Annotated in this window: 23 protein-coding genes and 4 tRNA genes; 4 read left to right on the top strand and 23 right to left on the bottom strand. The window is 56.2% G+C overall.

The window, feature by feature from the left end:
- Positions 1-84: 84 nt before the first annotated feature.
- Positions 85-1,692, bottom strand: a complete 1,608-nt coding sequence (locus DMP05_RS00705) for a CTP synthase (RefSeq protein ID WP_123218715.1) — start codon at positions 1,690-1,692, stop codon at positions 85-87.
- A 259-nt stretch (positions 1,693-1,951) separates the two neighbouring features.
- On the opposite strand from DMP05_RS00705, the gene DMP05_RS00700 reads away from it, so the two are divergent.
- Positions 1,952-3,433, top strand: coding sequence for a DUF1846 domain-containing protein (locus tag DMP05_RS00700; protein WP_123218714.1), 1,482 nt, complete (start codon positions 1,952-1,954; stop codon positions 3,431-3,433).
- 270 nt (positions 3,434-3,703) lie between these two features.
- Here the strand turns inward: DMP05_RS00700 and DMP05_RS00695 are convergent, their stop codons facing one another.
- Positions 3,704-4,567, bottom strand: a complete 864-nt coding sequence (locus tag DMP05_RS00695) for an NAD(+)/NADH kinase (protein ID WP_123218713.1) — start codon at positions 4,565-4,567, stop codon at positions 3,704-3,706.
- 98 nt (positions 4,568-4,665) lie between these two features.
- On the opposite strand from DMP05_RS00695, the gene murJ reads away from it, so the two are divergent.
- Positions 4,666-6,324, top strand: coding sequence for a murein biosynthesis integral membrane protein MurJ (murJ, locus tag DMP05_RS00690; RefSeq protein WP_123218712.1), 1,659 nt, complete (start codon positions 4,666-4,668; stop codon positions 6,322-6,324).
- 330 nt (positions 6,325-6,654) lie between these two features.
- On the opposite strand, the gene map is transcribed toward murJ, so the two are convergent.
- The 12 genes from map to putP form a co-directional block, all read right to left on the bottom strand.
- A complete protein-coding gene (map, locus tag DMP05_RS00685) occupies positions 6,655-7,446 on the bottom strand; it encodes a type I methionyl aminopeptidase (protein WP_123218711.1) in 792 nt (263 codons plus the stop codon).
- Positions 7,447-7,563: 117 nt separating this feature from the next.
- Positions 7,564-8,274, bottom strand: a complete 711-nt coding sequence (gene rplA / locus DMP05_RS00680; RefSeq protein ID WP_123218710.1) for a 50S ribosomal protein L1 — start codon at positions 8,272-8,274, stop codon at positions 7,564-7,566.
- A 118-nt stretch (positions 8,275-8,392) separates the two neighbouring features.
- Entirely contained in the window at positions 8,393-8,887 is a 495-nt protein-coding gene (rplK, locus tag DMP05_RS00675) for a 50S ribosomal protein L11 (protein WP_114614918.1), read from the bottom strand.
- Positions 8,888-8,989: 102 nt separating this feature from the next.
- Complete coding sequence (gene nusG / locus DMP05_RS00670) at positions 8,990-9,523, bottom strand: transcription termination/antitermination protein NusG (RefSeq protein WP_114614917.1); 534 nt, start codon at positions 9,521-9,523, stop codon at positions 8,990-8,992.
- 1 nt (position 9,524) lies between these two features.
- The gene (gene secE / locus DMP05_RS00665) at positions 9,525-9,896 is read right to left on the bottom strand and encodes a preprotein translocase subunit SecE (RefSeq protein ID WP_123218709.1); all 372 of its coding nucleotides are present in this window, start codon (positions 9,894-9,896) and stop codon (positions 9,525-9,527) included.
- A 117-nt stretch (positions 9,897-10,013) separates the two neighbouring features.
- A tRNA-Trp gene (locus DMP05_RS00660) sits at positions 10,014-10,090 on the bottom strand.
- A 12-nt stretch (positions 10,091-10,102) separates the two neighbouring features.
- The gene (gene rpmG / locus DMP05_RS00655; protein WP_114614915.1) at positions 10,103-10,252 is read right to left on the bottom strand and encodes a 50S ribosomal protein L33; all 150 of its coding nucleotides are present in this window, start codon (positions 10,250-10,252) and stop codon (positions 10,103-10,105) included.
- A gap of 136 nt (positions 10,253-10,388) precedes the next feature.
- The gene (gene tuf / locus DMP05_RS00650) at positions 10,389-11,591 is read right to left on the bottom strand and encodes an elongation factor Tu (RefSeq protein WP_114614914.1); all 1,203 of its coding nucleotides are present in this window, start codon (positions 11,589-11,591) and stop codon (positions 10,389-10,391) included.
- An 82-nt stretch (positions 11,592-11,673) separates the two neighbouring features.
- Positions 11,674-11,750, bottom strand: a tRNA-Met gene (locus DMP05_RS00645).
- Between the two features lie 72 nt (positions 11,751-11,822).
- A tRNA-Thr gene (locus DMP05_RS00640) sits at positions 11,823-11,898 on the bottom strand.
- Between the two features lie 5 nt (positions 11,899-11,903).
- Positions 11,904-11,988, bottom strand: a tRNA-Tyr gene (locus DMP05_RS00635).
- Positions 11,989-12,335: 347 nt separating this feature from the next.
- The gene (gene putP, locus DMP05_RS00630; RefSeq protein ID WP_123218708.1) at positions 12,336-13,904 is read right to left on the bottom strand and encodes a sodium/proline symporter PutP; all 1,569 of its coding nucleotides are present in this window, start codon (positions 13,902-13,904) and stop codon (positions 12,336-12,338) included.
- A 151-nt stretch (positions 13,905-14,055) separates the two neighbouring features.
- Between putP and DMP05_RS00625 the strand changes: the two genes are divergently transcribed.
- A complete protein-coding gene (locus tag DMP05_RS00625) occupies positions 14,056-15,336 on the top strand; it encodes an aspartate aminotransferase type Ic (protein WP_123218707.1) in 1,281 nt (426 codons plus the stop codon).
- A gap of 300 nt (positions 15,337-15,636) precedes the next feature.
- Here the strand turns inward: DMP05_RS00625 and DMP05_RS00620 are convergent, their stop codons facing one another.
- From DMP05_RS00620 to DMP05_RS00600, 5 genes are all read right to left on the bottom strand, one after another.
- Complete coding sequence (locus DMP05_RS00620; protein ID WP_123218706.1) at positions 15,637-15,933, bottom strand: ferredoxin family protein; 297 nt, start codon at positions 15,931-15,933, stop codon at positions 15,637-15,639.
- The gene (locus DMP05_RS00615) at positions 15,930-17,219 is read right to left on the bottom strand and encodes an FAD-dependent oxidoreductase (RefSeq protein ID WP_123218705.1); all 1,290 of its coding nucleotides are present in this window, start codon (positions 17,217-17,219) and stop codon (positions 15,930-15,932) included. Before DMP05_RS00615 ends, DMP05_RS00620 begins: the two co-directional genes overlap by 4 nt.
- Positions 17,220-17,298: 79 nt before the next feature.
- Positions 17,299-18,186, bottom strand: a complete 888-nt coding sequence (locus DMP05_RS00610) for an electron transfer flavoprotein subunit alpha/FixB family protein (RefSeq protein WP_123218704.1) — start codon at positions 18,184-18,186, stop codon at positions 17,299-17,301.
- A gap of 29 nt (positions 18,187-18,215) precedes the next feature.
- Entirely contained in the window at positions 18,216-18,974 is a 759-nt protein-coding gene (gene fixA / locus DMP05_RS00605) for a putative electron transfer flavoprotein FixA (protein ID WP_114614908.1), read from the bottom strand.
- Positions 18,975-19,031: 57 nt separating this feature from the next.
- The gene (locus DMP05_RS00600) at positions 19,032-20,186 is read right to left on the bottom strand and encodes an acyl-CoA dehydrogenase family protein (RefSeq protein WP_114614907.1); all 1,155 of its coding nucleotides are present in this window, start codon (positions 20,184-20,186) and stop codon (positions 19,032-19,034) included.
- A 411-nt stretch (positions 20,187-20,597) separates the two neighbouring features.
- On the opposite strand from DMP05_RS00600, the gene DMP05_RS00595 reads away from it, so the two are divergent.
- Entirely contained in the window at positions 20,598-21,257 is a 660-nt protein-coding gene (locus DMP05_RS00595; RefSeq protein ID WP_114614906.1) for a TetR/AcrR family transcriptional regulator C-terminal domain-containing protein, read from the top strand.
- 306 nt (positions 21,258-21,563) lie between these two features.
- Here the strand turns inward: DMP05_RS00595 and DMP05_RS00590 are convergent, their stop codons facing one another.
- Genes DMP05_RS00590 through DMP05_RS00575 form a run of 4 tightly spaced genes read right to left on the bottom strand, consistent with a single transcriptional unit; the run spans position 21,564 to position 25,611 of the window.
- On the bottom strand, positions 21,564-22,841 hold the full coding sequence (locus DMP05_RS00590; protein WP_123218703.1) for a Ni/Fe hydrogenase subunit alpha: 1,278 nt from the start codon (positions 22,839-22,841) through the stop codon (positions 21,564-21,566).
- Positions 22,842-22,844: 3 nt separating this feature from the next.
- Entirely contained in the window at positions 22,845-23,636 is a 792-nt protein-coding gene (locus DMP05_RS00585) for an NADH-quinone oxidoreductase subunit B family protein (RefSeq protein WP_123218702.1), read from the bottom strand.
- Complete coding sequence (locus tag DMP05_RS00580) at positions 23,637-24,551, bottom strand: FAD/NAD(P)-binding protein (protein ID WP_114614903.1); 915 nt, start codon at positions 24,549-24,551, stop codon at positions 23,637-23,639.
- On the bottom strand, positions 24,541-25,611 hold the full coding sequence (locus DMP05_RS00575; protein WP_123218701.1) for a 4Fe-4S dicluster domain-containing protein: 1,071 nt from the start codon (positions 25,609-25,611) through the stop codon (positions 24,541-24,543). The genes DMP05_RS00580 and DMP05_RS00575 overlap by 11 nt, the downstream gene beginning before the upstream one ends.
- Between the last annotated feature and the right edge of the window lie 7 nt (positions 25,612-25,618).

The raw sequence follows: 25,618 nt of genomic DNA, 5'->3' as shown, positions 1-25,618 counted from the left end.
AAACACGATTTCTATCCTCCGCCCTAAAAAAAGAGGAGCGCCGCACCAAGCGATCGCTCCTCATTCTTTTTAGGCCTCAGGTTTTTATTCCTCGTCGCGATGTTTGAGCGCAGCGGCAACGAAACCGTTGAACAGCGGATGGGGTTTGGTGGGGCGGCTCTTAAATTCAGGGTGAGCCTGGCTCGCCACGAACCACGGATGGTTCGGCAGCTCGATCATCTCGGTAAGACGGCCATCGGGCGAGACGCCGGAAATCACCATGCCGGCCTCTTGGAGCTTGCCGCGATACTCGTTGTTCACCTCGTAACGATGGCGATGGCGCTCGTAGATGACTTCCTCACCATAGATGTCGAATGCCTTGGTGCCCTTTTGGAGCTTGCAAGGGTACGCGCCCAAACGCATGGTGCCGCCCTTTTCGTCGATATCTTTCTGATCGGGCATAATCGAAATAACCTGATACTCGGCATTCTCATCGAACTCCGAAGACGTCGCACCCGACAGGCCGACAACGTCGCGCGCGAACTCGCACACGGCAGCCTGCAGGCCCAAGCAAATGCCGAAGTAGGGCACGTTGTGCGTGCGGGCGTAACGCGCAGCCGCGATTTTACCCTCAAAAGCGCGCTGGCCAAAACCGCCCGGCACCAAAATGCCGTCCATGGCGCCAAGCAGCTCTTCGGCAGTTTCGTCGTCGACCTTTTCCGCATCAATGAGGTTCAGGTTCACGTTCACGCCATTTGCCACGCCCGAATGATGGAGCGCTTCCATAATGGAGAGATACGCATCGGGAAGCTTCACGTATTTGCCCACGATGGCAATGTTCACTTCGCCCTCGCAATCGGCCTGCGCCGAGAGGAACTTGCGCAACGGAGTGAGGTCGACGTCTTCCACGGGAAGGCCCAGCTTCGCGAGCACCTTCTCGTCGAAATGCTGGTCATGCAGCGCGAGGGGCACCGAATAAATACTCGGCGCGTCAATGCACGCGAGCACATTGCCCGGGTCAACGTCGCAGAACAGGGCGATTTTGTCGCGAACGCCCGAGGAAATCTCGTGGTCGCTGCGGCATACGATGAAGTCGGGCTGCACGCCAACGCTGCGCAGCTCTTTGACGGAATGCTGCGTGGGCTTGGTTTTCACCTCGTGAGCCGCGGCGATGTAAGGAACCAGCGTCACATGCACGAAAATCACGTCGCCGGGTTCTTTTTCCTTCTTGAACTGGCGAGCGGCCTCGATGAACGGTTGGCTCTCGATGTCGCCCACCGTGCCGCCGATTTCGGAAATAACGATATCGGCGTTCGTTTGGCTCGCGATGCGATAGAGGCGCTCTTTAATAGCGTTGGTCACATGAGGAATAACCTGCACGGTGCCACCCAGGAAATCGCCGCGACGCTCGCGGGCGATGAGGCTTTGATAGATAGAGCCTTGGGTGAAGTTGGAGTCGCGCGTGAGGCTTTCGTCGATAAAGCGCTCGTAATGGCCCAGGTCAAGGTCGCCTTCATGGCCATCGTCGGTCACGAACACCTCGCCATGTTGAAACGGGCTCATCGTGCCCGGGTCGACGTTGAGGTACGGGTCGATTTTCTGCATGGTCACATGGTATCCGCGGGCTTTCAAAAGATGCCCGAGCGATGCCGCCGTAATGCCCTTGCCCAACGACGAAACCACGCCGCCCGTCACGAAAATGTGCTTGGCCATGATGCTCCTTTGCGCTTGTCGTGCCTTCTTTTTACGACATGCGCTGCACCAAAATACGCTTGCGCGCAAGCACATGCCTCACTCAAACGTTGTTCTATTTTACGCGCGCGGCGCCAAGAGCCGCACGCGATTGCAAAGGAATGCGGTGTTTTTACATGGCGGAAACACAGTCGCCCACACGCGTTGCGCAGAGCGCTAAAATAAGTCGTTCATGCATACGTACGCTTCGCGTGCCACGTCCAGATTACCAGGAGGCTTTATGCGCATCGGTTTCGACAATGACAAATATATTGCCCTGCAGGCGGAGCATATTCGTGAGCGCATCGGCCAGTTCGGTGGAAAGCTGTACCTCGAGTTCGGCGGAAAGCTCTTCGACGACCACCACGCAAGCCGCGTTTTGCCAGGCTTTCAGCCCGACAGCAAAATTCGCATGCTCAAGCAGTTCGCCGACGACGTGGAAATCATCGTCGCAATCAACGCGAACGACATCGAGAAAAACAAGATGCGCGGCGACTTGGGCATCACCTACGACGAAGACGTGCTGCGCCTGCTCGATATTTTCGCGAACATGGGCTTTGCCACGGCTGGCGTCGTCATTACGCGCTACGAGAACCAGCCTTCTGCCGCAGCATTCCGTCAGAAGCTCTCGTCGCTCGGCGTGAAGAGCTATCTGCACTACCCTATCGCTGGCTACCCCTACGATATCGCACGCATTAATTCCGATGACGGTTTCGGCAAAAACGAATTCGTGGAAACCACGCGCCCGCTCGTCGTGCTAACCGCACCTGGCCCGGGCTCGGGCAAGATGGCCACCGCTCTGTCGCAGCTCTACCATGAGCACAAGCGCGGCGTTGAGGCCGGCTATGCTAAATACGAGACGTTCCCCATTTGGAACCTGCCGCTAAAGCACCCCGTGAACGTCGCCTACGAAGCCGCAACGGTCGATTTGGACGACGCGAATGCGATTGACCCGTTCCATTTGGAGGCGTACGGCGTCACAACCGTGAACTACAACCGCGACATCGAGATTTTCCCCGTCCTGAAGAGCATGCTCGAGGGCATTTTGGGCGAAAGTCCCTACCAGTCGCCCACCGATATGGGCGTGAATATGGCCGGCCTCGCCATTTGCGACGACGACGCATGCCGCGATGCCGCGAAGATGGAAATCGTGCGCCGCTATTTCACCGCCGCCGTTGACCAGCGCCGCACGGGCACGCATCTCGACCAGGTGCAACGCCTCGAGCTGCTTATGAACCAGGTGGGGGTTGACGCGAACTTCTCGCCTGCCCGCAAAGCGGCGCTTCTGAAGGAAGAGGCGACCGGGGCACCCGCAGGCGCCATGGTGCTGCCCGATGGCCGAGTGGTCACCGGCAAAACCTCCAACCTGCTCGGCGCGGCATCTTCCCTGCTCATGAATGCCCTGAAGGGCGTTTCGGGCGTTGACGAAGATCTGTTCGTCATTTCTGACGAGGTCATCGAGCCCATTTGCAAGCTGAAGAAAAATACCTTGCACGCGAACAACCCTCGCCTGCATTCCGACGAAACGCTGCTTGCGCTTTCCGTGAGCTCCGCAACCGACCCCGTAGCCAAAGAGCTCATCGACCACGCCGGCGACCTGCACGGCTGCGATGCATTCTTCAGCGTGATTATTTCGGAAACCGACGAGAAGCTCTACCGCACGCTCGGCATCAACGTATGCTGCGAGCCGAAATACGAAAAGCGCCGCTTCTTCCATAAGTAAATTGCCAGTGGCAATTTACTTCCCCAATTTCTGCGCCCGAGCGGGCGCTACCCGGCTCGGCGCAAGCCGAGGCCGGGTCTTCTTGCCAGTGGCACTTTATTTCCCAAACTTTCGCGCCCGAGCGGGCGCTACCCGGCTCAGCACAAGCCGAGGCCGGGATTTTTTTTGCGAAGGCTCGCCTTCCCTTACGCTCGCACCCAAACAAGCACTGTCCGCTCGAAACCGTATTGAGCCATAAAAAAATGCCCGCAGCACTGCGGGCATTTTGTTTTACTGTTTGCGATCGTCGCGGAAGAACACCCTCGACGCTTCGGCGTAGAATCCATCGCTCTTATAGCGCAGCAGAATGGTGGGGTTGTTGCTCTTGCGCACCAGAACGCGATCGATAGGCTCATCGAGAATCACGATCTCGCCATCGACGAAGTAGCTCGCCTCGCGGCTTTCGGGATTCTTCGACAGGTCGATTTCCACAATGTCGCTCGGACCGGTAATAACCGAACGAGAAAGCAGCGTATGCGGCGCCAGAGGCACAACAACCAAGCCGCGGAACTCAGGCGAGCACAAAGGACCGCCCGCAGAAAGCGCATAAGCGGTAGAGCCCGTCGCTGACGAAACGACCAGGCCGTCGCCGCGCATATCAACCACATGCGTGCCGGCGATGTTGATGCCAAAATCGATGATGCGGCCCAACTCGCCGCGTGTGACCGAGAACTCATTCAGCGCGAAACGGCTTGCGACCTGAGTCTCGCCGCTCCACAGCTCAATATGCAGGCTCGAGCGCTCTTCGCGCACCACATCGCCCGCAAGCGCAGCCGCGACAATGGGAATCACGCCATCTTTGGAGGAATTCACGAGGAAGCCCAAGTGACCGAAATTGATACCCAAAATAGGCACGCGATGCTTGCCCACGAGACGGGCAGCGCGAAGCATGGTTCCGTCGCCGCCAAGGGAAACAACCATGTCGAACGACTTCACATCGATGTCGTCGCACATGTCAATGACCGACTCGATGGAAAACGGCATGGAATCGAGTTCGGTATGCCCAATTCCCTGCGACTCCAAATACGTCGCAAGCATCATCGACGCATCGATGGCCTCGGCGTTGGAGTTGTTGCGGATAATCAGGATGTTCATGGTGCCTCGTTTCACGATTTGTACCGCGCGCGCTATGATTGCGGTTGATTTGCAATCGACTTTAACCGCATTAGTATACCCAAAACATTAAGGGCAACATGACTACTACGAACAATTCCATAACGAACGAACCCAACGAAAGCGCGGAAGGCGCTGCCTCCGACGTCGCAAACGTCGGATCGTCCGCTGCTCTTATTTCATTCTTCGTCATTATTTCGCGTATCACTGGCTTCATGCGCACGTGGGCGATGGCATTCGCCCTGGGCTCCACCATGCTCGCAAGTTCCTATCAAGTGGCGAACAACCTGCCCAACATGCTCTATGAGCTCGTTGTGGGCGGCATGCTGGTAACCGCATTTCTGCCCGTCTACGTTTCGGTAAAAGACAGGCTCGGCGTTAAGGGTGGCAACGAATACGCGTCGAACCTGCTTTCGCTCACGTTCATTGTGCTTGGTTTCGTCGCGCTGCTCTGCACCATTTTCGCGCCGGCGCTCATTTACACCCAAAGCTTCATGAACGACCAGTCGACGATGGGCGACGCCATCTTCTTCTTCCGATTCTTCGCAATGCAAATTGTGTTCTACGGTATCTCGACCATCGTAAGCGGCCTGCTCAACGCCTCGCGCGATTATCTGTGGTCATCGGCCGCGCCCATCTTCAACAACATCATCGTAACCGTGACTTTCGTCGCCTACGCCTTTGTGGCTCCGAGCAATCCCGAGCTCGCGAAGTTCATCATCGCCATAGGCAACCCGCTTGGTGTGTTCATGCAAATGGCCATTCAGCTGCCGGCGCTGCGCCGAAACGGCATTAAATTGCGCCCGCATGTCGACTTGCATGACCCGGCGCTCAAGGAAACGCTTTCGATTGGCGTGCCCGCCGTCGTAGTTATGACCGCCGGCCTCGCGATCGTCTCCGTTCAGAACTCGGCCGCCTACGGCTGCCTCGACAACGGACCTTCCATCATTGCGTATGCGCGCCTGTGGTTCACCCTCCCCTACGCTTTCCTCACAGTGCCCATCACCACGACCATGTTCACCGAAATCTCGCACATAATCGCAAGGGGCGACACCGATTCCTTCAAACGCGGCGTGGTCTCGGGCAGCAAGCAGATCCTGTTTTTCATGCTGCCGTTCATGCTCTACCTCATTGTGTTTGCGGAGCCCCTGGTCACGCTTTATCACATCGGCGCCTTCACGCAGGAAAACATCTGGCAAATTGCAAGCTATCTCATCGTGCTTTCGATTTCGTTGCCGTTCTACGCAGTGAACACCTATTTACAGAAGGCATTTTCCGCGTTGCGCGCAATGAAGCCCTATTCAGGCCTTATGCTGTGCGCATCCGTTTTGCAGATTGCGTTCATCATGGTATTTTCAACGCCGGCCGCAGGCTCTCTCAACCTCGGTATCACCGCCGTCGCCTTAAGCGAAACGGTTTTCTACGTCGTGCTCGATGCAGCATGCTTCGCATACCTGCGCCATCGACTTGGCGCGTTTGGCTTTGGCGGTATGGTTGCATCAGCCATTCGCTCGTTCGCGCTCGGCGCTGCAGGAGCCTTCGCGGGCTGGCTCGTGATGCAAGCATGCATGGTGGTGGCACCCATGAATGGCTCCATCGTCAACGCCCTTATCAGCATCGTCGCAGGCGGCGCCACAGCGCTTGTCGTGACCTTCGGCATCGCCTTGAAGCTCCACCTTGAAGAAGCGAGCTTTGTGGCGAACATCGCGAACAAAATCGCAGGCAAGCTTCGCCGATAAACGCCAAATCGACCCTCATTCACAAGACGAGAGCACTTCCCCGACCTGCCAAATGCTCGTAGCGTTTAGCAGCTCGAACCCCTCGAATGCTATGACCTGTTAAATGCTCGTAGCATTTAACAGGTTGGGCCATTGGATCGCATAAGGGAATAACGGCAAAGAGACGACAGCTTCAAAAAAAACGCCGCTCTCAATGCTCGCGTGCTCAATGCGCAAGCGTTCAACAGGCCGAGCCGCAGGTTGCAAAGGGTAATTACCGGCAAAAACCCGGCAGCATCACAATGCCGCCAGGCTTTATCGCGAGTAAAACCTGCTTAACGCTACGAGCATTTAACAGGTTTTTGAAACGGGTCGCGTAAAGCCGGGCTCGGTTGTGAGAATCAGCGGGCCATCTTCGGTAATGGCGACCGTTTTTTCAAAATGGGCGCTTGGCTTATGGTCGCGCGTCGTCACGAGCCAGCCATCACGGCCTACGCGCGTTTTACGAGTCCCCATGTTAATCATAGGCTCAATTGCCAGCACCATGCCAACCTCAAGCTCTATGCCGCTATGAGGGCGACCATAATTAGGCACATTAGGGTCTTCGTGCATATGGCGACCAATGCCATGGCCCACATAATCGCGAACAACACCATATCCTTGCGCCTCAGCGATGCTCTGAACGGCATGGCCAATGTCACCGAGATGATTGCCAGCACGCGCAGCCGAGAGGCCCGCCCACATGCATTTCTCAGTAGTCTCGAGCAGCATGGCAACATCACTCGATACTTTACCGATGGGATACGTCCAGGCATTATCTCCAACCCAGCCATCAACTGTGGCGCCCGTATCAATCGAAAGAATATCGCCTTCGCGAAGAATTGCCTTAGACGAGGGAATACCGTGCACGATTTGATCATTCACCGAGGCGCAAATGGAACCAGGAAAGCCGCCATAGCCCTTGAAGGCCGGGATTCCGCCTTCGGCACGAATGAGCATTTCAGCCAATTCATCGAGCTCGAGCGTCGACACGCCTGGCTTTGCCGCCTCGCCCACTTTGCGGAGCACATAGGCGGAAAGCCGTCCCGCCTCCTTCATCGCCTCAATTTCTGCAGGTGATTTCTTAATGATGTTCAGCCTCATGAAAAGCCTTCTTTCAACGCATAACGCACGCCATGCTACCACAAAAGAAAAGCCCGCTCCGAAGAGCGGGCTTTAAACCATCGCATGGTGGATACGACGGTTGCAATTCAATGAAGACTACTCAGCAGCCTGATCGAAGTTGCGAGAAACGGCAGGGTCGACGGAAATGCCGACGCCCATGGTGGAAGAAACCGTGATCGACTTGATGTACTTACCCTTGGCCGAAGACGGCTTCATGCGAACAATCTCGTCGTACACGGTGCCATAGTTCTGGGACAGCTGCTCAGCGGTGAAGCTCGCCTTGCCAATGATGACGTGAGCAATGCCGTAGCGGTCGGCGCGGTACTCGACCTTGCCGCCCTTGAGCTCAGAAATGGCCTTGGCAACGTCCATGGTCACGGTGCCGAGCTTGGGGTTCGGCATCAAGCCACGGGGGCCAAGAATTTTGCCCAGGCGGCCAACCTTGCCCATGAGGTTCGGGGTAGCCACGGCAGCATCAAAGTTAATGTTGCCAGCCTGGATGTCAGCCACGAGGTCATCGGAGCCAACGATATCGGCGCCAGCCTCACGGGCGGCGTCAGCCTGCGCGCCCTCAGCGAAGACGGCAACGCGGACAGTTTTGCCAGAGCCGTTCGGCAGGGAAACCATGCCGCGCAGCTGCTGGTCGGCCTGACGAGTGTCAATGCCGAGACGGAAGTGAACTTCGACGGTCTCGTCGAACTTCGCAGAAGAGCATTCCTTGACGAGGTTCATGGCCTCGACGGGAGCGTAAAGCTTGTCCTTCTCGACCTTAGCGAGGGCAGCTTTGCGATTTTTGGAAAGAGACATGTCTTTCTATCCTTTCGTGGTAATGGCGGGTTTTCTTCAAACCCTTCCACTTACGTGGTGATGGCGGGTCGTGAGACCCTTCCACTTACAGTGCGTTCAAATAAACGCTATGCGAAGATTACTCTTCGCGGCCAGCGAGCGCAGCAGCGAGCTTCTTGGAAGGCACATAAACCTTCTTCATCTCGCGGCCCTCGATGCGAACGCCCATGGAACGGGCGGTGCCAGCAACGATCTCCATGGCGGCCTCAATGTCGTTAGCGTTGAGGTCGGGCATCTTGATCTCGGCGATTTCGCGGAGCTGATCGAGGGACAGCGTGCCCACGGTCTTCAGCTGCGGAATGCCGGAGCCGCTCTTAATACCGAGCTTTTCCTTGATGAGAACAGCCGCCGGAGGAGTCTTGCACACGAAGGTGAAGGTCTTGTCCTCATAGATGGTGATTTCAACAGGGATGATGGTGCCGGACTGCTCCTGCGTAGCGGCGTTGAACGCCTGGCAGAATTGCATGATGTTGACACCCTGAGCACCCAGAGCGGGGCCGACCGGAGGAGCCGGGTTAGCAGCGCCAGCCGGAATTTGCAGCTTAACGAAGCCGGTGACTTTCTTCTCAGCCATTGTCGTTGTTTCCTTACCTTGCCGTTTTGTTATTTCCCATACACAGCCACTGCAAGAGAAGCCCTGTCCACCCAGGCTCACAGCGGCTGGGAATAGCCAAAATTAGATGGTCGCAACCTGGTCGAACGTAAGCTCGACAGGAGTTTCGCGGCCAAACATGGAGACCATGACCTTGACTTTGCCAGCCTCAGGCATGACTTCAGAAATCGTGCCATCAAACTCGGCAAAAGGACCGCTCGTAACTTTGACAACCTGCCCAACTTCCAGAGAAGACGACACGGTCTTCTTGGGAGCAACAACAGACGAGCGTTTCATGATTTTGTTGAACTCTTCACGAGTCAACGGTTCGGGTTTGCCGAGGCTTCCCACGAACCCGGTAACGCCTGGGGTATTGCGAACCGCAGCCCAGCTGCGATCGTCAAGATCCATGCGAACCAAAACGTAGCCCGGGAATACTTTCTTTTCACTCTCAACGCGACGGCCGCCTTCTTTGATTTCGGTAACCGTCTCGGTGGGAATCTCAATCCCGAATACATTGTTCTCGAGGCCCATCGTTTCGATGCGACTTTCGAGATTCGTCTTCACTTTATTCTCGTAACCGGAATAGGTGTGAAGGACATACCATTTTCTTGCCATACTAGACACCTGCTCCAATGCTCGAGATGCCTACGACGATCGGCGTAACAATGAGGTTATCGAGCACAGCGACGAAGATGCCGAAGAACAGCAACGCACCCACGACAACACCCGTCCAACGAAGGACTTCGTTTCGCGTGGGCCACGTAACGCGTTTAAGCTCAGAGCGAACCTCTTTGAGGAACTTAAAGCGCTGCTTTTTGGGCTTTGCCTTCTCGACGGCCTTTTTCTCCTGCTTAGCAGCTTCGGCCTTTTTCTGAGCTTCAACCTCTTCAGCGGAGATGCCTTTGGCTTCGAGCTCGGCAGCTTGCGCTTTGCGCGCTTGGCGCGCTGCGGAAGCTTTCGCCCTCTGCGTTTTAGACTTTTTCGCCATAGTCTCTTTTTCTCTCATACGGCTTCTTTGAGAAGAAACCGCCGAATCATCCTTGGAAATTAAATTTCCCTAAACACCAAAACAAGCAGCTTACGTACTTAAGCTGCTTGAACAAGCTGGCAGGCCAGGTAGGACTCGAACCCACAACATGCGGTTTTGGAGACCGCCGCTCTACCACTTGGAGCTACTGGCCTGTGTTCCCTATCTTATCGAGTTTCCTTATGCAGGGTGTGCTTTTTGCACCACTTGCAATATTTCTTCATCTCGAGTCGATCCGGATTATTCTGCTTGTTCTTTTTGGTCGTGTAGTTGCGGCGCTTGCACTCGGTGCAGGCCAGGGTGACCAACGTACGCATGAACTCTCCTTTAAGAAAAATCGAAATTCAGTTTGAATCTGTACACATACAACAAAGCACTCGGCTGAAGAAGTGGAGCTCGACTGCTCGAGCTCCACTCATAAGCTAACCAGTAATCAAATGGCTCTTAAAAGAGTTATTTGATGATCTTGGTCACACGGCCGGAGCCAACGGTGCGGCCACCCTCGCGGATAGCGAAGCGAAGGCCTTCCTCCATGGCGATCGGGTGGATGAGGTCACCAGTAATCTCAACGTTGTCGCCAGGCATAACCATCTCGACGCCCTCGGGCAGGTGAGCAACACCAGTAACGTCGGTGGTGCGGAAGTAGAACTGAGGACGATAGCCATCGAAGAACGGGGTGTGACGGCCACCTTCATCCTTGGTAAGGATGTAGACCTGACCCACGAACTCAGAGTGCGGGGTAACCGAGCCGGGCTTGCAGAGAACCTGGCCACGAACGATGTCCTCGCGCTTGACGCCACGGAGCAGGCAGCCGATGTTGTCGCCAGCCTGAGCCTCGTCGAGCAGCTTGCGGAACATCTCGATGCCGGTGCAGACCGTGTTGGAGGTCTCTTTGATGCCGACGATCTCCAGCGGGTCGTTGACATGCAGAACGCCGCGCTCAACACGACCGGTAGCAACGGTGCCACGGCCAGTGATGGTCATGGTGTCCTCGACAGCCATCAGGAACGGCTTGTCGACGTCGCGCTCGGGGGTCGGAATGTAGGAGTCAACAGCGTCCATGAGCTCCCAAATCTTCTCCTGCCACTTGGCGTCGCCCTCGAGGGCCTTCAGAGCAGAGCCACGGATGATCGGGGTGTCGTCTCCGGGGAAACCGTACTCGGTGAGGAGCTCACGGGTTTCCATCTCAACGAGCTCGATGAGCTCTTCGTCGTCGACCATGTCGCACTTGTTCAGGAAGACAACGATGTAGGGAACGCCAACCTGACGGGCGAGCAGGATGTGCTCGCGAGTCTGAGCCATGGGGCCGTCGGTAGCAGCGATAACCAGAATAGCGCCGTCCATCTGGGCAGCACCGGTGATCATGTTCTTGACGTAGTCGGCGTGGCCGGGGCAGTCAACATGAGCGTAGTGACGAGCGTCGGTCTGATACTCGATGTGGGCAATAGAAATGGTGATGCCGCGCTCACGCTCTTCAGGAGCCTTGTCGATCATGTCGAAGGCAGTGAAGTCAGCGTTTGCGGTGCCGTGAGAGCCGTCGTTCATGGACAGCGTCTTGGAGATAGCAGCCGTCAAAGTGGTTTTACCATGGTCAACGTGACCAATGGTACCAATGTTCACATGCGGCTTGCTGCGCTCGAACTTCTCCTTAGCCATTATTCCTCCTCTGTGGGGGCCTTTCGGCCTCTTTTACTTCATATTAAGACACGCGCCCAAAAGGACGCGTGTTCGTTACAAATGGTAGCGGTGACTGGATTCGAACCAGTGACGCCACGGGTATGAACCGTGTGCTCTAACCAACTGAGCTACACCGCCATATAATCACGACTGCGAAAATCGCTTGGCTTTTTCTAATTGAATTAGCTCCATCGTGAATATAAGCTAAGATGGAGCCCGCGACCGGACTTGAACCGGTGACCTCTTCGTTACCAACGAAGTGCTCTACCGTCTGAGCTACACGGGCAAAACTGGTGGGCGCGCTAGGATTCGAACCTAGGTAAGCAGAGCTAACGGGTTTACAGCCCGTCCCCTTTAACCACTCGGGCACACGCCCAGTTCGCAAAGTGCTCGGATACGTTATGTGTACTTATCAAGCTGCGGCTTTTGCAGGGCGGTTTTTCTTTCCTCTCTGCAAGAGCGTGGTTATATTACCGTGACCCCCTAGTCGTGTCAAACGTTTACACGGTGCCGGGCGTATCCATACATATTTCCATCACAAGACCGCTTTGAACTGGTCTTTTTCTCGGCGTATTTCGCTCATATCGCCTAAAATTGTCAAATTGCCAAAAAAATCTTTTCAAAAAAATTTTTGGCAATTTTTTTCTCCAAGACGCGAAAAAAGGGGCGCTTTCCTAAGCGCCCCTTCCCTTTCGACAAAGCTCCGTTTCGCGTTTTTATGCCCTAAACATCCGTCTCCATATAGTGATCGAACTCATCGAGAACTTCTTTAGAGGGCTCAGCCGTGAGCTTCGAAACCACCACGATGGCGATAAGCGCGAAAATGAATCCGGGCAAAAGCTCATAGACGCCAAAGATGCCGCCGAGAGGCTTCACCCAAAGGTTCCACACAATTACAGTTGCCGCACCCGTAAGCATGCCCGCAAGAGCACCCTGCCAATTCGCGCGACGCCAATACAGCGATAGAAGCATAAGGGGACCGAAGCTCGCGCCGAAACCGGCCCATGCGTATGAAACGACTTGGAAGATCGAAGAGTTCTGGTCGAGCGCGATAATGATCCCGAAGATAAGGATGGCCGTAAGCGCCACGCGCGAGACGAACATCGCCTGAGCATCGGTCGCCTTTCGATTGATGAGGCCCTTATAAAGGTTCTGCGATATAGCCGATCCTGCAATGAGCAAATAGCTCGACGAAGACGACATCGTTGCCGCGAAAATGCCCGAAACCACAAGGCCGCACACAAATGAAGGCAGCATGATTTGCGCAAGCACGACGAAAATCGATTCTGCGGCAGATGCGGTAAGGAATTCGGTGGGCAGCGCTGCGCGGCCCACAAGGCCGATGCACACGGCGCTCGCAAGCGACACCACAACCCAAACCGTAGCGATGATGCGGCTCTTCTTGATGTCATCGGAATGACGCGCGCTCATGAAGCGCACGAGCACTTGCGGCATGCCAAAATAACCCAAGCCCCACGCGAGGCATCCGACAATCGTCACTGCGCCGGCTCCGTATACCGTCGCTTCGCCAAACAGAGGCATGCCGTTTTCAACAACCTGCAGGCCATCGGCGCCCATAACAGGTTGCGCCGTCATAGTGGCCGAAAGGAAGCCCGGGATGTCTTGCAAAAACGCGACGGTGTTTTCCACACCGCCCGCCATGCCGACGCTGCCCACGAAAACCACCACGAGCGCGCAAATCATGATAGAACCCTGAATAAGGTCGGTCGTGCATACCGAGAGGTATCCGCCCACGAAGGTGTACACGAACACGACGAGGGCGCCCAGAATCATCATGGTGGTGTAGTCGAGCCCGAACAGCGTGGAGAAAAGCTTGCCGCACGTTACAAAGCAGCTGCCGCAATAGATGCAGAAGAACAGCAAAATGATGACGGCCGCGACGCTCATGAGAATGCGGCGATCATCATGGAAGCGGTTGCTGAAAAAATCGGGCAAAGTGATGGCGTTGCCGGCAACCTCAGAATATTTGCGCAGGCGGCGCGCCACGAACTTCCAATTCAGATACGTGCCAATGGCGAGGCCGATCGCAGTCCACATGGCATCGGAAGCGCCCGTGAAATAGGCAACGCCCGGCAAACCCATGAGCAGCCAGCCCGACATGTCGGATGCCTCGGCCGAAAGCGCTGTGAGCCAGGGGCCCAAGCCTCGGCCGCCAAGGAAATAGTTCTCGGACGATGAATTCGAGCGCCTTAGATAGAAAAAGCCCACCGAAAGCACGACGATGAAGTATAGGGCCATCGCAAGAATGACCTGGATGTCGCCTGATGACATCGATACCCCCTTCTAGAGCGGCACGTGCCGCAAAGTACGAAAATACCTGCCGATTATACGGTATATGCCGCGATACGTAATCAGGAGCGCTTTATTTTGGTAAAGTGGTCGCGCAAACGGCATGAACCCACATAAGGAGCGTGACATATATATGTCATACGTCGATATGTCCACCAGCGAGCTCGAAACGCTGAAAGCGGCCCTCGAAACTGAATATGCGAGCCACTGCGCGAAGGGGCTTTCTTTGAACATGGCACGTGGAAAGCCCGGATGCGACCAGCTTGCATTGAGCTTGCCCATGCTCGATGAGCTCACCTCTTCGAGCGATTTAATTGCTGAAGATGGCACCGACTGCCGCAACTACGGCGTCATGGACGGCATCGCGGAAGCGAAGCGCTTGATGGGTGAAGTCATGGAGCACGACCCTGCCAATGTATGCGTGTTCGGCAATTCGAGTCTCAACATCATGTTCGACTTGGTAACCGCTGGATACACGCACGGCTATTTGGGCAGTACGCCTTGGTGCAAGCTTCCGGAAGTAAAGTGGCTCTGCCCCGTACCTGGCTACGATCGCCACTTCGGCATCACCGAGAGCTACGGCATTGAAATGATTCCCATCTCGATGAACGAAAACGGTCCCGACATGGACGAAATCGAGCGACTTGTCGCCGAAGACGATTCCATCAAGGGCATATGGTGCGTGCCTCAATACGCCAACCCCACCGGCATCACGTATTCCGACGAAACGGTTCATCGCCTTGCGGAAATGCCCTGTGCCGCGAGCGACTTCCGCATTTTCTGGGACAACGCGTATTGCGTGCATCATCTCTACGACGACGAGCGCGAACACGTCGCCGATATCGCCGCTGCGTGCGAGGCGGCCGGCAACCCGAACCGCTATTTCAAATTCGCCAGCACGTCGAAAGTCACGCTTCCGGGCGCCGGCATCGCCGCCGTTGCCGCATCGGACGAGAATATCGCGGAAATTAAAGCTCGCGTGGGCGTGCAAACGGTGGGCTACGACAAAATGAACCAGCTGCGCCACGTGCGCTTCCTGAAAGACGCCGCAGGCGTCGACGCGCTCATGAAAAAGCATGCGGCTATCATTCGCCCGAAATTCGAACTCGTAGCGCGCATGCTCGAAGAAGGATTGGGCAACGAGGGCATCGCAACGTGGACGAACCCCGTGGGCGGATACTTCGTCAGCTTCGATGGATTGGAGGGGACCGCAAAGCGTACGGTAGAGCTCGCCAAAAAAGCAGGCGTTACTATGACGGGCGCTGGCGCAACATGGCCTTACAAGCAAGACCCACGCGACACGAACATTCGCATCGCCCCCACCCTGCCACCGCTTTCCGAGCTCCAGCAGGCCATGGAAGTATTCGTATGCTGTGTGAAGCTCGCCGCCGTTGAGGTTTTGCTCGCGAAATAGCCTGATCCGAGACTTCTGTTCGCCGCTTGCAAAACAATGACGCGGCGGCTCTGCATGGCGTTGGGTTCGCTTAGGGTCGTCTGAGCTCATACTTGCCCCTATTTAAAAGCTAAGCGAAGCCAGGCGAGCGCATAGCGTAGCCCGAAGGGCGAAGCGGTAGCGAGCCGTGACCCAAAGCGAACCCAACGCCATGCAGAGTCGAAAGAGCAGCAAAGGCCCAAACCGTGATGCGTCTGGGCCGTATAGAAAAGAAAGGAGCCCGAAGGCTCCTTTCTTTATATGCGATATATCGCGCTTGGCTTAGCCGAAACGGTACTCCACACCCATGGTAGGCTGCGGGTTTTCCCACTTCTTGATGATGGTGTCGCCACAAGCAAAGCGGCAGGTGCCGCATTCCAGGCAGCCGGCGTAGTCGAAAGACTTCTTGCCATCCTCGTCACGCTTGTACAGCGCAGCGGGGCAAACCAGGATGAGCTTGTCGAACTCTTCGTCAGAAGGATCCTCAACGAGCTCGATATGTGCATTGGACTCATCGACTTCGTACTTGTTCAGAGACAGGTACTCATCGACGTTCACCGTGAATTTGATATCACTCATAGTGCCTTCATCGCTCCCTTAACGTCTTTGAACAGGTTCATGAAGCCGGCACCCTTAACGATGGGCATCATGGACTTCTTCATGGGCTGAACCGGGCTGCCGTCGACGACGAACATCGTGTTCATCATGTCGCGAATCATCTCGGGGTAGCCGCAGAACATGCGGTCGAAGTGCTCCATGAAGTTAGGAACGTTCTTGAACTGACGCATGTCCTTCATGACGAAGGAATCCTCGAGAGCGTCGACGTAGCACTTCAGGCCAGCCTTGGAGGTGTCGCCCGCGTCGAGCGCCTTGACAGCAGCCTGACCAGCCATCTGGCCAGAAGCCACGGCGTAGTCCATGCCGCGCACGGTGTAGCCGAGGTTGACGCACATGGTGGCGTTGTCGCCAGCAACCATGACGCCATCGGCAGTGAGCTCGGGCATCGTGGTGATGCCGCCCTCGGGAACGAGGTGGCCGGAGTGCTCGACGAGCTTGGCGCCCTTGAGCACAGGAGCGATCTCGGGACGATTCTTGAAGTCCTCGAGCATCTGGTACACGGGGACGTTGCCCTTGGCCGTAGCCTCAACGCCAGCAACGATGCCAACAGAGATGGAGTCTTTGTTGGTGTAGATGATGCCGCCGCCGAAGGAGCCATGAGTGGCGTCGCCAGCAAACAGCCATGCAGTGCCTTCACCGGGTGCGCACTGGAAGCGCTTGTCGATTTCCTCTTCGGGAAGCTCGAAGACTTCCTTGACGCCAACGGCCATCTGGGACGCCGGGGGACGCTTGGCGCCCACGGCCTGCTCGACCAGAAGCGAGTTCGCGCCGTCACACAGCACGACGACATCAGCGGTGATTTCGTCTTCGCCAGCGAAAATGCCGATAACCTTGCCGTTCTCATCTTTGATGAGCTTCTCAACGGCGATGCCGCAGATGTACTCTGCGCCAGCGTTCTCGGCCTGCTCGGCCAGCCACTGGTCGAAGGGCGCACGAAGCACAGTGTAAGATTCCTGGCCATCCTTGAGAAGGTCCTCGGAGGCGAAATCGATGGTGAAGTTGGAGTTGGGGGACATCAGCGAGATGCGCTCGTGCGAAACCTTGCGCTCGAACGGGATCTCGTCGAAGTTGTCGGGGAACACGGCGCGCAGGCAGTGGCCGTAGATACGGCCGCCCGTCATGTTCTTGGCACCAGCGAAATTGCCGCGCTCAACGACCAGGACCGACTTGCCGGCCTTGGCGATCTCATATGCGGCAACGGAGCCAGCGCAGCCAGAGCCGACGACGATTGCGTCGAAGTCTGCCATTGACTCTTCCTTTCCTTGAAAGCGATAAGAAAAACCGGCGCAGGAAACGCCTACGCCGGTTTACGAAGTCGAATTCGACTTAGAGCACAGCAACAAGCGCGGGCAGGACAGTCTTGATGTCGCCAACCAGACCGTAGTCGCACTGCTTGAAGATAGGAGCGTTCTTGTCCTTGTTGATCGCGAACAGCGTGGTCGCGCGGTTGCAGCCGACCATGTGCTGCATCTGGCCGGAGATGCCAGCTGCGATGTAAACCTTGGGGCTGAGCATGAGGCCGGAAACGCCAACGTAGACCTCGGTGGGAAGCCAGTTGACACCCTCGGTGAGAGGACGGGAGCAGCCGAGGCCGCCGCCGACCTTGTCGCAGAGGTCGCGAGCCATCTGGAGGTCTTCCTCAGCGCCGAAGCCACGACCGGCGGCAACGACAACGTCAGCCTTGTTCAGGTCAACGCCAGACTTCTCGACGGGCACAGAAGAGACGAGCTTGATGGCCTTGGCAGGAGCAACCCAAGCGAGTTCCTCGGTCGCATTGGCGCCAGAAGCGGCAGCCTCAGCGAAAACGCCAGCGCCAACGCCATAGAAGGCAACGCCGGTGGCCTTCTGCTTCTTCATGCCCACGCCGCCGAAGTACATGTCGGTAGCAACGTCGCCATCGAACTCGATGACGTCGGGGATGATGGAGGCGCCAGCATGAGCGGCAACCTTGCCAGCAACGACCTTCATGTGGCGGGTCGGCTCAACGAGCACAACGCCGGGCTGCTCAGCGTCAAACGCAGCAATCACGGTGTCGGCAGCGTCGTCAACGACAGCGCCTTCGGGAAGGGCAACGTGCAGGACTTTATCGGCGACGGCGGCAGGAACCTCCATGTCGGCGATAGCAACCAGGACGACCTCATCGGCCATCGTGCGAGCGCCAGCGCAGAGCTCCTGGGCGGCGTCGGAATGCTCAGCGAGAACAAATGCTTTCATTGTTTTCGATCCTTTCCTAATTCCGCGAACTACAGAGCGGCCTTGATGGCGGCAGCGAACTTCTCGATGGCGCCATCGTCGGCGGCGTCGATGATCTCGAGCTTGCGGTCGGCCTGCTTGGGAGCCTTGCAGTCGACGACTTCGATGCTGTTGGCGAAGGTGCCCTCAGCGGCGAAGACGTTCATCGGCTTCTTGCCGGCGGCCAGAATGTCTTTCATGCCCGGGATGCGGGGCAGAGCGACGTCGGGAGCAACCGAAACAACGGCAGGCAGCGGGACCTCAACGGTCTCGACGACGTCTTCGAGGGTGCGGACAACGGTCACAACGCCGTCGCCAGCTTCAATCTTGGTAGCGCCATTGACGACGGGCAGACCGAGCTTAGCGGCCAGCTGCACGTCAACCTGCTGAGCGTAGTTGTCAGCAGAGCCGTCGCCGCAGATGATGAGGTCATATTCGCCCACCTTGGCAACGAGCTCGGCGAGAGCCGCAGCGGTAGCGCCAGCGTCGAGGTCGGCGCACGCGTCGTCAGCGGTCATGTAGAGCTGATCAATGCCGCGAGCAAGCACGTTCTTCTTGGTCTTGGAGTCGTCGATTTTTTTACCGCCGACCGTGATGCCCACGACTTCGGAACCTTCGTTGGCAGCAGCCAGCTGAGCGGCGGCTTCCATCGCGTTCAAGTCGTAGGTCGAGACGATCTGGTGAGCCTTGGCGTAGTCGAGGCTACCGTCGCCGGACACCTGGATGTCCTGATCGTCAGGAACGACCTTGAAAGAAACAACGATTTTCATCTTGTACCTTTCCCTTCTCGGATACGTTTCTTAACAGACTGTCTTATGCGTGACTTACTAATTGGCGTACTTCTTGGCAACCTGACGGCCAGCAATGTAGGCCATGACTTCGTGGGTGCCACCGCCAAACATATTGCCGCGCAGGTCGGCCCAGATGCGGCCAATGCGGACTTCAGTAGTATAACCCAAACCGGCGTAGATGGAGAGCGCCATGTCGGCGACCTGGAAGCACTCGGAGCAGCCGTAGCGCTTCAGCATCGCGGAGTCGAGCTGAACCGATTCGCCGTTGTCGAGCTTCCACAGGGTCTTGTAAAGCATGTTGCGGGTGTTCTGAACCTTGATCTCCATGTCGCAGAGCTTCTCCTGGATCATCTGCAGCTTGGTGATCGGCTTGCCGAAGGCGATGCGCTGGTTGGCGTACTTGGCAGCGTCCTCGAGGGCGGCCTGAGCCAGACCAACCTGCTCGGCGACGATGAAGGAGCGCTCGACCTCAAAGTTCTTCATGAGCATCATGAAGCCCTCGCCCGGCTTGCCCATGCGCTGCTCTTCGGTAACGACGACGTCGTCGAAGTAGACCTCGCAGAACGGGATGCACTGCTGGCCGATCTTGTGCAGCGAAGCGGTGGAAACGCCCGGGGTGTCCATGGGGATGTACCAAAGGGACATGTTGCGGTTCTCGCGGCTGGGATCTTCGTCCTTGGCGACGACGATGGTGTACGGGAGTTTCTCACCCATGGTGACCCAGGTCTTCTGGCCGGAAAGCTTGTAAGTGCCGTCGGCCTGCTTCTTAGCGACGCAGGTCATGGAGCCATTGTCAGAGCCAGCGCCCGGCTCGGAGATGGACAGAGAAGCGATAGGCCAGCCGGTCTCCATGTAGTGGTCAACGGCCTGCTGCTTCTGCTCTTCGGTGCCGAACTCCATGATGTCGAACATGGACAGGGAGTTCTGATAGAGAATGTGCATGCAGCCAGCGCTGTGGTAAAGCTCCTCGATCATCAGGCCCAACGTGACTTTGTCAGCCGGGATTCCGCCGTACTCCTCAGGAATACCCATCAGGCCAAAGCCAGCGTCGCGATATGCCGCGGCGATTTCGTCGGGCATGCCGCCGTTCTCGTACATTTCCTTCACGACGTCGTCGGTGAAATAGCGATCGCAGAACTCGCGCACGCTTTCGAGCAGCAGCTCTTGCTCATCGGTCAAAGCGAAATCCATTGCTTCCTCCTAGTTAAGAGTCGACTTTTCGACCAACCTGTCCCCTTCGCTACAAGGCGCAGGTTTCGATATCGGCAGAATACGCTCTTCCTGTCCGTTCGAGCATGGTCAGTTCCAAGGTTCTGGGTAAAGATAGGCCGTTTTGCGGGACATATAACTAATTCTGTAGCTTTGTGGTTCGATATATAGGATTGGCATATATTTTCACAGGTAAAACCAGGCAAAATGGCATCCCTGCAAGTGAAATAAGCATGTTTTACTTATAAAACTAGTAGGACATATCGATGCTTGTGTCGGACTCTGATGCTAAAATATGGATAGTTTTATGCAAGGCGCCGTTCCCATGCACATGCTTGTTTTCACCACGCACTCGCAAAACTGTCCTAAATCACTCGTAATGTAAGGAGCGTTATGGCATCTTCCGACACCATGGAGCTTATGGGCGAATCGTTCGTGAGCCTCGCCGAGAAGCTCCCCATTGAAAGAATCTCGGTTTCCGACATCGTTGCCGCATCGGGTAAAAACCGCAAAACGTTTTACTACCACTTCGAAGACAAGGCCCATCTCATTCGTTGGGTCTTCCGCAACGACCTTGCCGAAACGCTGCTTGAGCGCTTCGATTCCGACCATTTGGTGTATGAGCGTGAAGAAGACGGGGCTATTGCCGACAAGCCGTATTACGCCTTTAAGAAGGTCGGCGTGCGCTCACTCGATGGATCTGAATTCTTCCAAGCGCTCGCCGACACACTCGAAAAGCGCCGCGCATATTACGCCAAGGCGCTCCACAGCACCGAAAAAGATGGGCTGCGCTCGTATCTCTACAAGCTCTATGTCCCGGCGCTGGAGCGCGATATTCGATTCATTTTGAGCAACCGATCGTTGAGCGATTCGGCCGTGCACTTCCTTGCCGAGTTCTATACGGGGGCCGCAATCAGCTATCTCGTGCATCGAATTTCCGACCCCGAGCTCTCGAACGCAGGCATTTTGAGCGACGTCGAACCGTTCCAAAACATCATTCACTCCTCCCTCGAGAGCGAAATCAAGGAACAACAGCTACGCCGCGTGCTTTAAACCGCCTTCCTATGGTTCGTAAACAAAAAGCCGTTTGACCACGTCAAACGGCTTTTTTCAATTCACGGATTACGAATTTATCCAACTGTTTTCGGTCATTTTCCCGAAATATTTGCCCGAAAAAAATTTTTCACTTTCGGTGAACGGTATGTTATTAGACGTGAGCGGTCGTATTTGAATGAATTACTACTTGTCTGCTCACATTTTGTCCACATTAAACTATTCGAACCGCACAAAGGCGGCTCGAATTATCGTAGAAACCGGCGCTTGAGACGTTTTTCGAGCCTCAAAACTCGCAAAAATCGCCTAATGCACGGAACATGAGAGGCATGGATCGTACGCACGAACGAGTTTTCCGACCTCCAAACGAATTTCTTCCTCGGAAGCACCCTGCTCGGCCAGCAAATCGGCAAGCGTGCGCACGCTCGATTCAGTATCGCCCAGATTATGGACCGTAGGCGTGATGATGCTCGCGTGCTTGACGCGACCGTCTTCCCCAATTTCCAGCTCATGAATGAGCGTGCCGCGCGGAGCCTCGGTCATGCCAACGCCCCTGCCCGCACGAACTTCGAAATCGACGGGCTTGCTCGTTCCTTCGCCGAATGCGAGCCAACGAAGCATCGCCTCGCAACGAACGCACACATCGACGAGCTCGACGGCCTGCGCAACATTGTTCAAGAAGGGGTTTCGCGCCGGAGGACGCAGGCCCGCTTTCGCCGCAGCCAATCGCGCAGGCTGCGAAAGCTCATTCCAGCTCAAGTTAACGCGCGCAAGCGCGCTCGTCGTGATGTTTTTCTTCGTGCTCGCGCGGCGCGAAAATCGCGCAGCCGAATGATCGACGGCGTATTCCTCAATATGGTCGGCGTAATCGGCCGCGACAAAACGTGCGCCATCGGATGCGAAAGCCGCAGTATCGCCAACCACGCAATAACGGCCATTTTCCACGAGCGCCATAAAATCGCCAGAGGTTTCAATCTGTGGGACCTTGAAGCCCGCGAAAACATCGACCGTTTTTTCGCAGAATTCACGCGCGGCGGCAACTTTATCGGCCATGGCAAGGCAGTCGTCACGAGACGGCTCATGGGTGAAACCGCCCACAACGCATGTGATGGGATGAATGGAGCGCCCGCCAACGAGCGTACACAGCTCATTGCCCAGCGCCTTAATAGCCATTCCGCCATTGAAAAGCTCGGGCGCCGATTCCGCAAGGGGGAAAGCACTGTCGAGCCCTTCGAAATCGGGAGCGGCAAAAACGAACAAGTGCGCTGCGTGGTTCTGAAGAAAGCTGCCATACACGAGCAGTTCGCGCAAAACGCGCGTGCGCTCGCTCGTCTTCACGCCAAAGATTTGCTCAATCGCAAGCAAATCGGTTATCACGTGGCTCGACGAGCAAATTCCGCAAATACGCGAGGCGATATAGCTCGTTTGGGTGAAGGGACGTCCTCCCACCATCGACTCGAATAAACGGGCGGGTTCCACCACGTTCATCTTCACATCGGACACGCGACCATCTTCTATAGAAAGCGAGATGTTGCCGTGTCCCTCGATGCGAGCAATATGGTGCATAGAAAGCGTCGTGCGCATGGGCTACTCCTCCCCTTCCGAAATTGATGAAAGCATGGGGTTCACCAGGTTGAACAATTCAAGCGCCTCGTCAAAGCGAGCAGCGCCGACGCTCGTGCTTTCGGCGAACGCGCGCGCCGCCGAAAGATTCGCGTTAGCCGACAGGCCACGGCAGCCATTGCATTCGCGGCCAAGCTGCACGCACTTCGCGCCGCAGCCCTCTTGGGTCACGAGGCCTAGGCACACTTTTCCTTCGCGCCACAAGCAACCGCTTTCATTGCGTTTGCAGCTGCCGCACAACGTTCCCGTTTGCACCGTGGCGTTGCTGCCATATATAGCATGCTGCATCACCGCAACGAAATCGGCGGGATCAATAGGGCATGCGCGAACTTCGAAATCGACATCGACCACGCTGCTGACCGGCTGAGGAACAAGCATTTCTCCGCAGGCGGAAGGGAGTGCATCGCCATACACGCTTTTCGCGCGCTCATCCAAATGATGCGCCGCAATGGAAGGAATTCCTCCGCATACCGCACATGCACCCATAGCGATCAGGCATTTCGCGCGTTTGCGCCAACGCTCAACGATTTCACGGGATTCAACCGTGGAAACGGCGCCCTCGATAATTACGACGTCGACATCGCCCTCGGGCTCGGGCGCACTTGAGGCCATTTGCCAATACTGCACATCGATTTGGCCCAGAATTTCGAGCAAATGCGATTCGGCATTCGTTATTTGCAGCTGGCAGCCGAAGCAGCTCGCCAAGCCCAGCACCACCACGCGCGGCGTGGCGTTCCTTTTCGTTTGGCATTCCATCTACATCGACCCCTGAATATTCTTCGCTTCCCAATAATTGAACACGGGACCGTCAATGCACACATACTGATGGCCCACTTGACAATGGCCGCATTTGCCCATGCCGCATTTCATATGGCGCTCGAAGCTCATGTAAATGCGATCGTAGGGAATTCCCTTCTTGCGCATTTCCTCAACGACGAATCGATACATGACAGGAGGCCCGCACAATGCGCCGAACGTATTGTCAGCATCGACTTCCAAATGCTCGAAAGGCTTGGTGACCAGGCCCACTTCGCCATCCCATCCGTCTTCGTAATTGTCGACGGTCAGGTGAAGATCGAAGTCGTGACGGTGGCGCCACATCTCGAACTGGTCGCGGAACATGACTTCGCGCGGGTTGCGCGAGCCATAGATGATGGTAACTTTGCCGAACTCACTGCGCTCATCGTGAATATTGTTGATCAGCGATCGCAGGGGCGCGATGCCCAAACCGCCCGCGACAAGCAAAATGTCGTGGCCCTTCATTTTTTCGAATGGGAACGGTCGGCCGAAAGGCCCGCGAATTCCAACCACGTCACCGCACTGCATTTTGTGCAGCTCTTCGGTGAACTTACCTGCGCGTCGCACGCACAGCTCGATGAAGCCCTGCTTGGAAGGCGACGAAGAAATGGAGATGGGAGCTTCGCCCACGCCGAAGATGGACAGCTCGACGAACTGACCGGGCTGCTGGTGGAACGCTTCGCGAATGCGCTCGTCAATCAAGCGGAATTCGAAGAGCTTCTCGGTTGCGGTAAGCTCCATGATAGACGTGATGCGCGCAGGCCACGGACGATAGGGATTTTCAGCCATGAGCTCAGCGCCCGTTTTGACATGGCCCGCTGCGGCGAGCGGAGATACCTCGACCGAAGTCGTGAAAGCATGCCTATTCGCCATTGGTCGCCCCCTTTCCCTGCTGGGCGTCATGCGCACCGCGCGTTTTCTCGTCAAAGAACTTCAACACCTCAATAGGGTTGATGCCGGTTTTGCATGCATCGACGCAGCGGCCGCAACCTACACAAAGCATGCTGCCGTGCTTTTCCTTGAAACCATTGAGCTTGTGATACATGCGATGGCGCACGCGCTCACGTTCGCTCGGGCGGAAATTATGACCGCCTGCAACGGTTGCGAACTGGGGATTCGTGCAGCAATCCCACTCGCGCACACGCTCGCCGGTCTTGCCGTCGAAGGCAAGTTCGTCGACGATGTCGAAGCACATGCACGTGGGGCACACCGATGCGCACGCGGTGCAATTCAGACAACGCGAACCCAGTTCGGCCCAAAACGGATCGGAGTGATACGTGTCCATAAGCATGGCAACATCTTGCACAAAGGGAATGTCGGAAGAGAATGCCTCGTTGCGGCGACGGGTGGCGGCGGCGAAAGCGGCGCGATCTTCGTCGGTAGCTTCACGCAACGTGGTCGATTCTTCCAAAACTTCCGCTGCAGCGACCGAAGAAATGGAGACCCAGAAGCGGTCACCCAAATCTTGCAGGAACAAATCGTATCCGGCAGGCGCTTCGTCGGCATCCATGCGATGGCAGAAGCACGACTGAGAAGGCGTGCATCCAACGCCCACGATGAGCGTGGCTTCGCGGCGCGCGCGGTAATACGGGTCGGGGTACGGCCCTTCAAGAAAAACGGAATCGAGCTTTTCGATGGCATTCATATCGCAAGGGTGAACGCCGAAAAGAACACGTGGCTTCACGTCGAGCTCGTACGCGTCGACATCGTTTTGCGCCACATCGAATTTGAAAAGAATCTCGCGAGGAGGCAAGAAATATTTTTTGGGAGAGGCGATGGTGGTCGAGTAATCAAGCACCACGTCATTGGGGTCGTCGATGGTATCGAAAATGTGGCCCTGGTCGCATTCGACCGGGGCCACAAGTTCGTAAGAATCCATGAAAGCCCGAATGAGCAAAGGCACGTCGCCAGCATCAATGATGCGGTAGAGCACAAGCTCC

The organism is Slackia isoflavoniconvertens (assembly GCF_003725955.1).
GTDB classification, from domain to species: Bacteria; Actinomycetota; Coriobacteriia; order Coriobacteriales; family Eggerthellaceae; genus Slackia; species Slackia isoflavoniconvertens.
The sequence above is the reverse complement of the archived record's forward strand: the minus strand, read 5'-3'. Positions and strand labels throughout refer to the sequence as shown.

What these genes read in the sequence shown, in the direction of transcription:
- putP (WP_123218708.1), bottom strand. Translation starts at nt 13,904, where the DNA reads ATGTCATCAGGCGACATCCAGGTCATTCTTGCGATGGCCCTATACTTC.
- rplK (WP_114614918.1), bottom strand. Translation starts at nt 8,887, where the DNA reads ATGGCTGAGAAGAAAGTCACCGGCTTCGTTAAGCTGCAAATTCCGGCT.
- DMP05_RS00700 (WP_123218714.1), top strand. Translation starts at nt 1,952, where the DNA reads ATGCGCATCGGTTTCGACAATGACAAATATATTGCCCTGCAGGCGGAG.
- fixA (WP_114614908.1), bottom strand. Translation starts at nt 18,974, where the DNA reads ATGAAAATCGTTGTTTCTTTCAAGGTCGTTCCTGACGATCAGGACATC.
- DMP05_RS00590 (WP_123218703.1), bottom strand. Translation starts at nt 22,841, where the DNA reads ATGCGCACGACGCTTTCTATGCACCATATTGCTCGCATCGAGGGACAC.
- DMP05_RS00620 (WP_123218706.1), bottom strand. Translation starts at nt 15,933, where the DNA reads ATGAGTGATATCAAATTCACGGTGAACGTCGATGAGTACCTGTCTCTG.
- DMP05_RS00615 (WP_123218705.1), bottom strand. Translation starts at nt 17,219, where the DNA reads ATGGCAGACTTCGACGCAATCGTCGTCGGCTCTGGCTGCGCTGGCTCC.
- DMP05_RS00580 (WP_114614903.1), bottom strand. Translation starts at nt 24,551, where the DNA reads ATGGCGAATAGGCATGCTTTCACGACTTCGGTCGAGGTATCTCCGCTC.
- DMP05_RS00585 (WP_123218702.1), bottom strand. Translation starts at nt 23,636, where the DNA reads ATGGAATGCCAAACGAAAAGGAACGCCACGCCGCGCGTGGTGGTGCTG.
- map (WP_123218711.1), bottom strand. Translation starts at nt 7,446, where the DNA reads ATGAGGCTGAACATCATTAAGAAATCACCTGCAGAAATTGAGGCGATG.
- secE (WP_123218709.1), bottom strand. Translation starts at nt 9,896, where the DNA reads ATGGCGAAAAAGTCTAAAACGCAGAGGGCGAAAGCTTCCGCAGCGCGC.
- DMP05_RS00695 (WP_123218713.1), bottom strand. Translation starts at nt 4,567, where the DNA reads ATGAACATCCTGATTATCCGCAACAACTCCAACGCCGAGGCCATCGAT.
- rplA (WP_123218710.1), bottom strand. Translation starts at nt 8,274, where the DNA reads ATGTCTCTTTCCAAAAATCGCAAAGCTGCCCTCGCTAAGGTCGAGAAG.
- tuf (WP_114614914.1), bottom strand. Translation starts at nt 11,591, where the DNA reads ATGGCTAAGGAGAAGTTCGAGCGCAGCAAGCCGCATGTGAACATTGGT.
- DMP05_RS00705 (WP_123218715.1), bottom strand. Translation starts at nt 1,692, where the DNA reads ATGGCCAAGCACATTTTCGTGACGGGCGGCGTGGTTTCGTCGTTGGGC.
- DMP05_RS00625 (WP_123218707.1), top strand. Translation starts at nt 14,056, where the DNA reads ATGTCATACGTCGATATGTCCACCAGCGAGCTCGAAACGCTGAAAGCG.
- DMP05_RS00595 (WP_114614906.1), top strand. Translation starts at nt 20,598, where the DNA reads ATGGCATCTTCCGACACCATGGAGCTTATGGGCGAATCGTTCGTGAGC.
- DMP05_RS00610 (WP_123218704.1), bottom strand. Translation starts at nt 18,186, where the DNA reads ATGAAAGCATTTGTTCTCGCTGAGCATTCCGACGCCGCCCAGGAGCTC.
- rpmG (WP_114614915.1), bottom strand. Translation starts at nt 10,252, where the DNA reads ATGCGTACGTTGGTCACCCTGGCCTGCACCGAGTGCAAGCGCCGCAAC.
- nusG (WP_114614917.1), bottom strand. Translation starts at nt 9,523, where the DNA reads ATGGCAAGAAAATGGTATGTCCTTCACACCTATTCCGGTTACGAGAAT.
- DMP05_RS00600 (WP_114614907.1), bottom strand. Translation starts at nt 20,186, where the DNA reads ATGGATTTCGCTTTGACCGATGAGCAAGAGCTGCTGCTCGAAAGCGTG.
- murJ (WP_123218712.1), top strand. Translation starts at nt 4,666, where the DNA reads ATGACTACTACGAACAATTCCATAACGAACGAACCCAACGAAAGCGCG.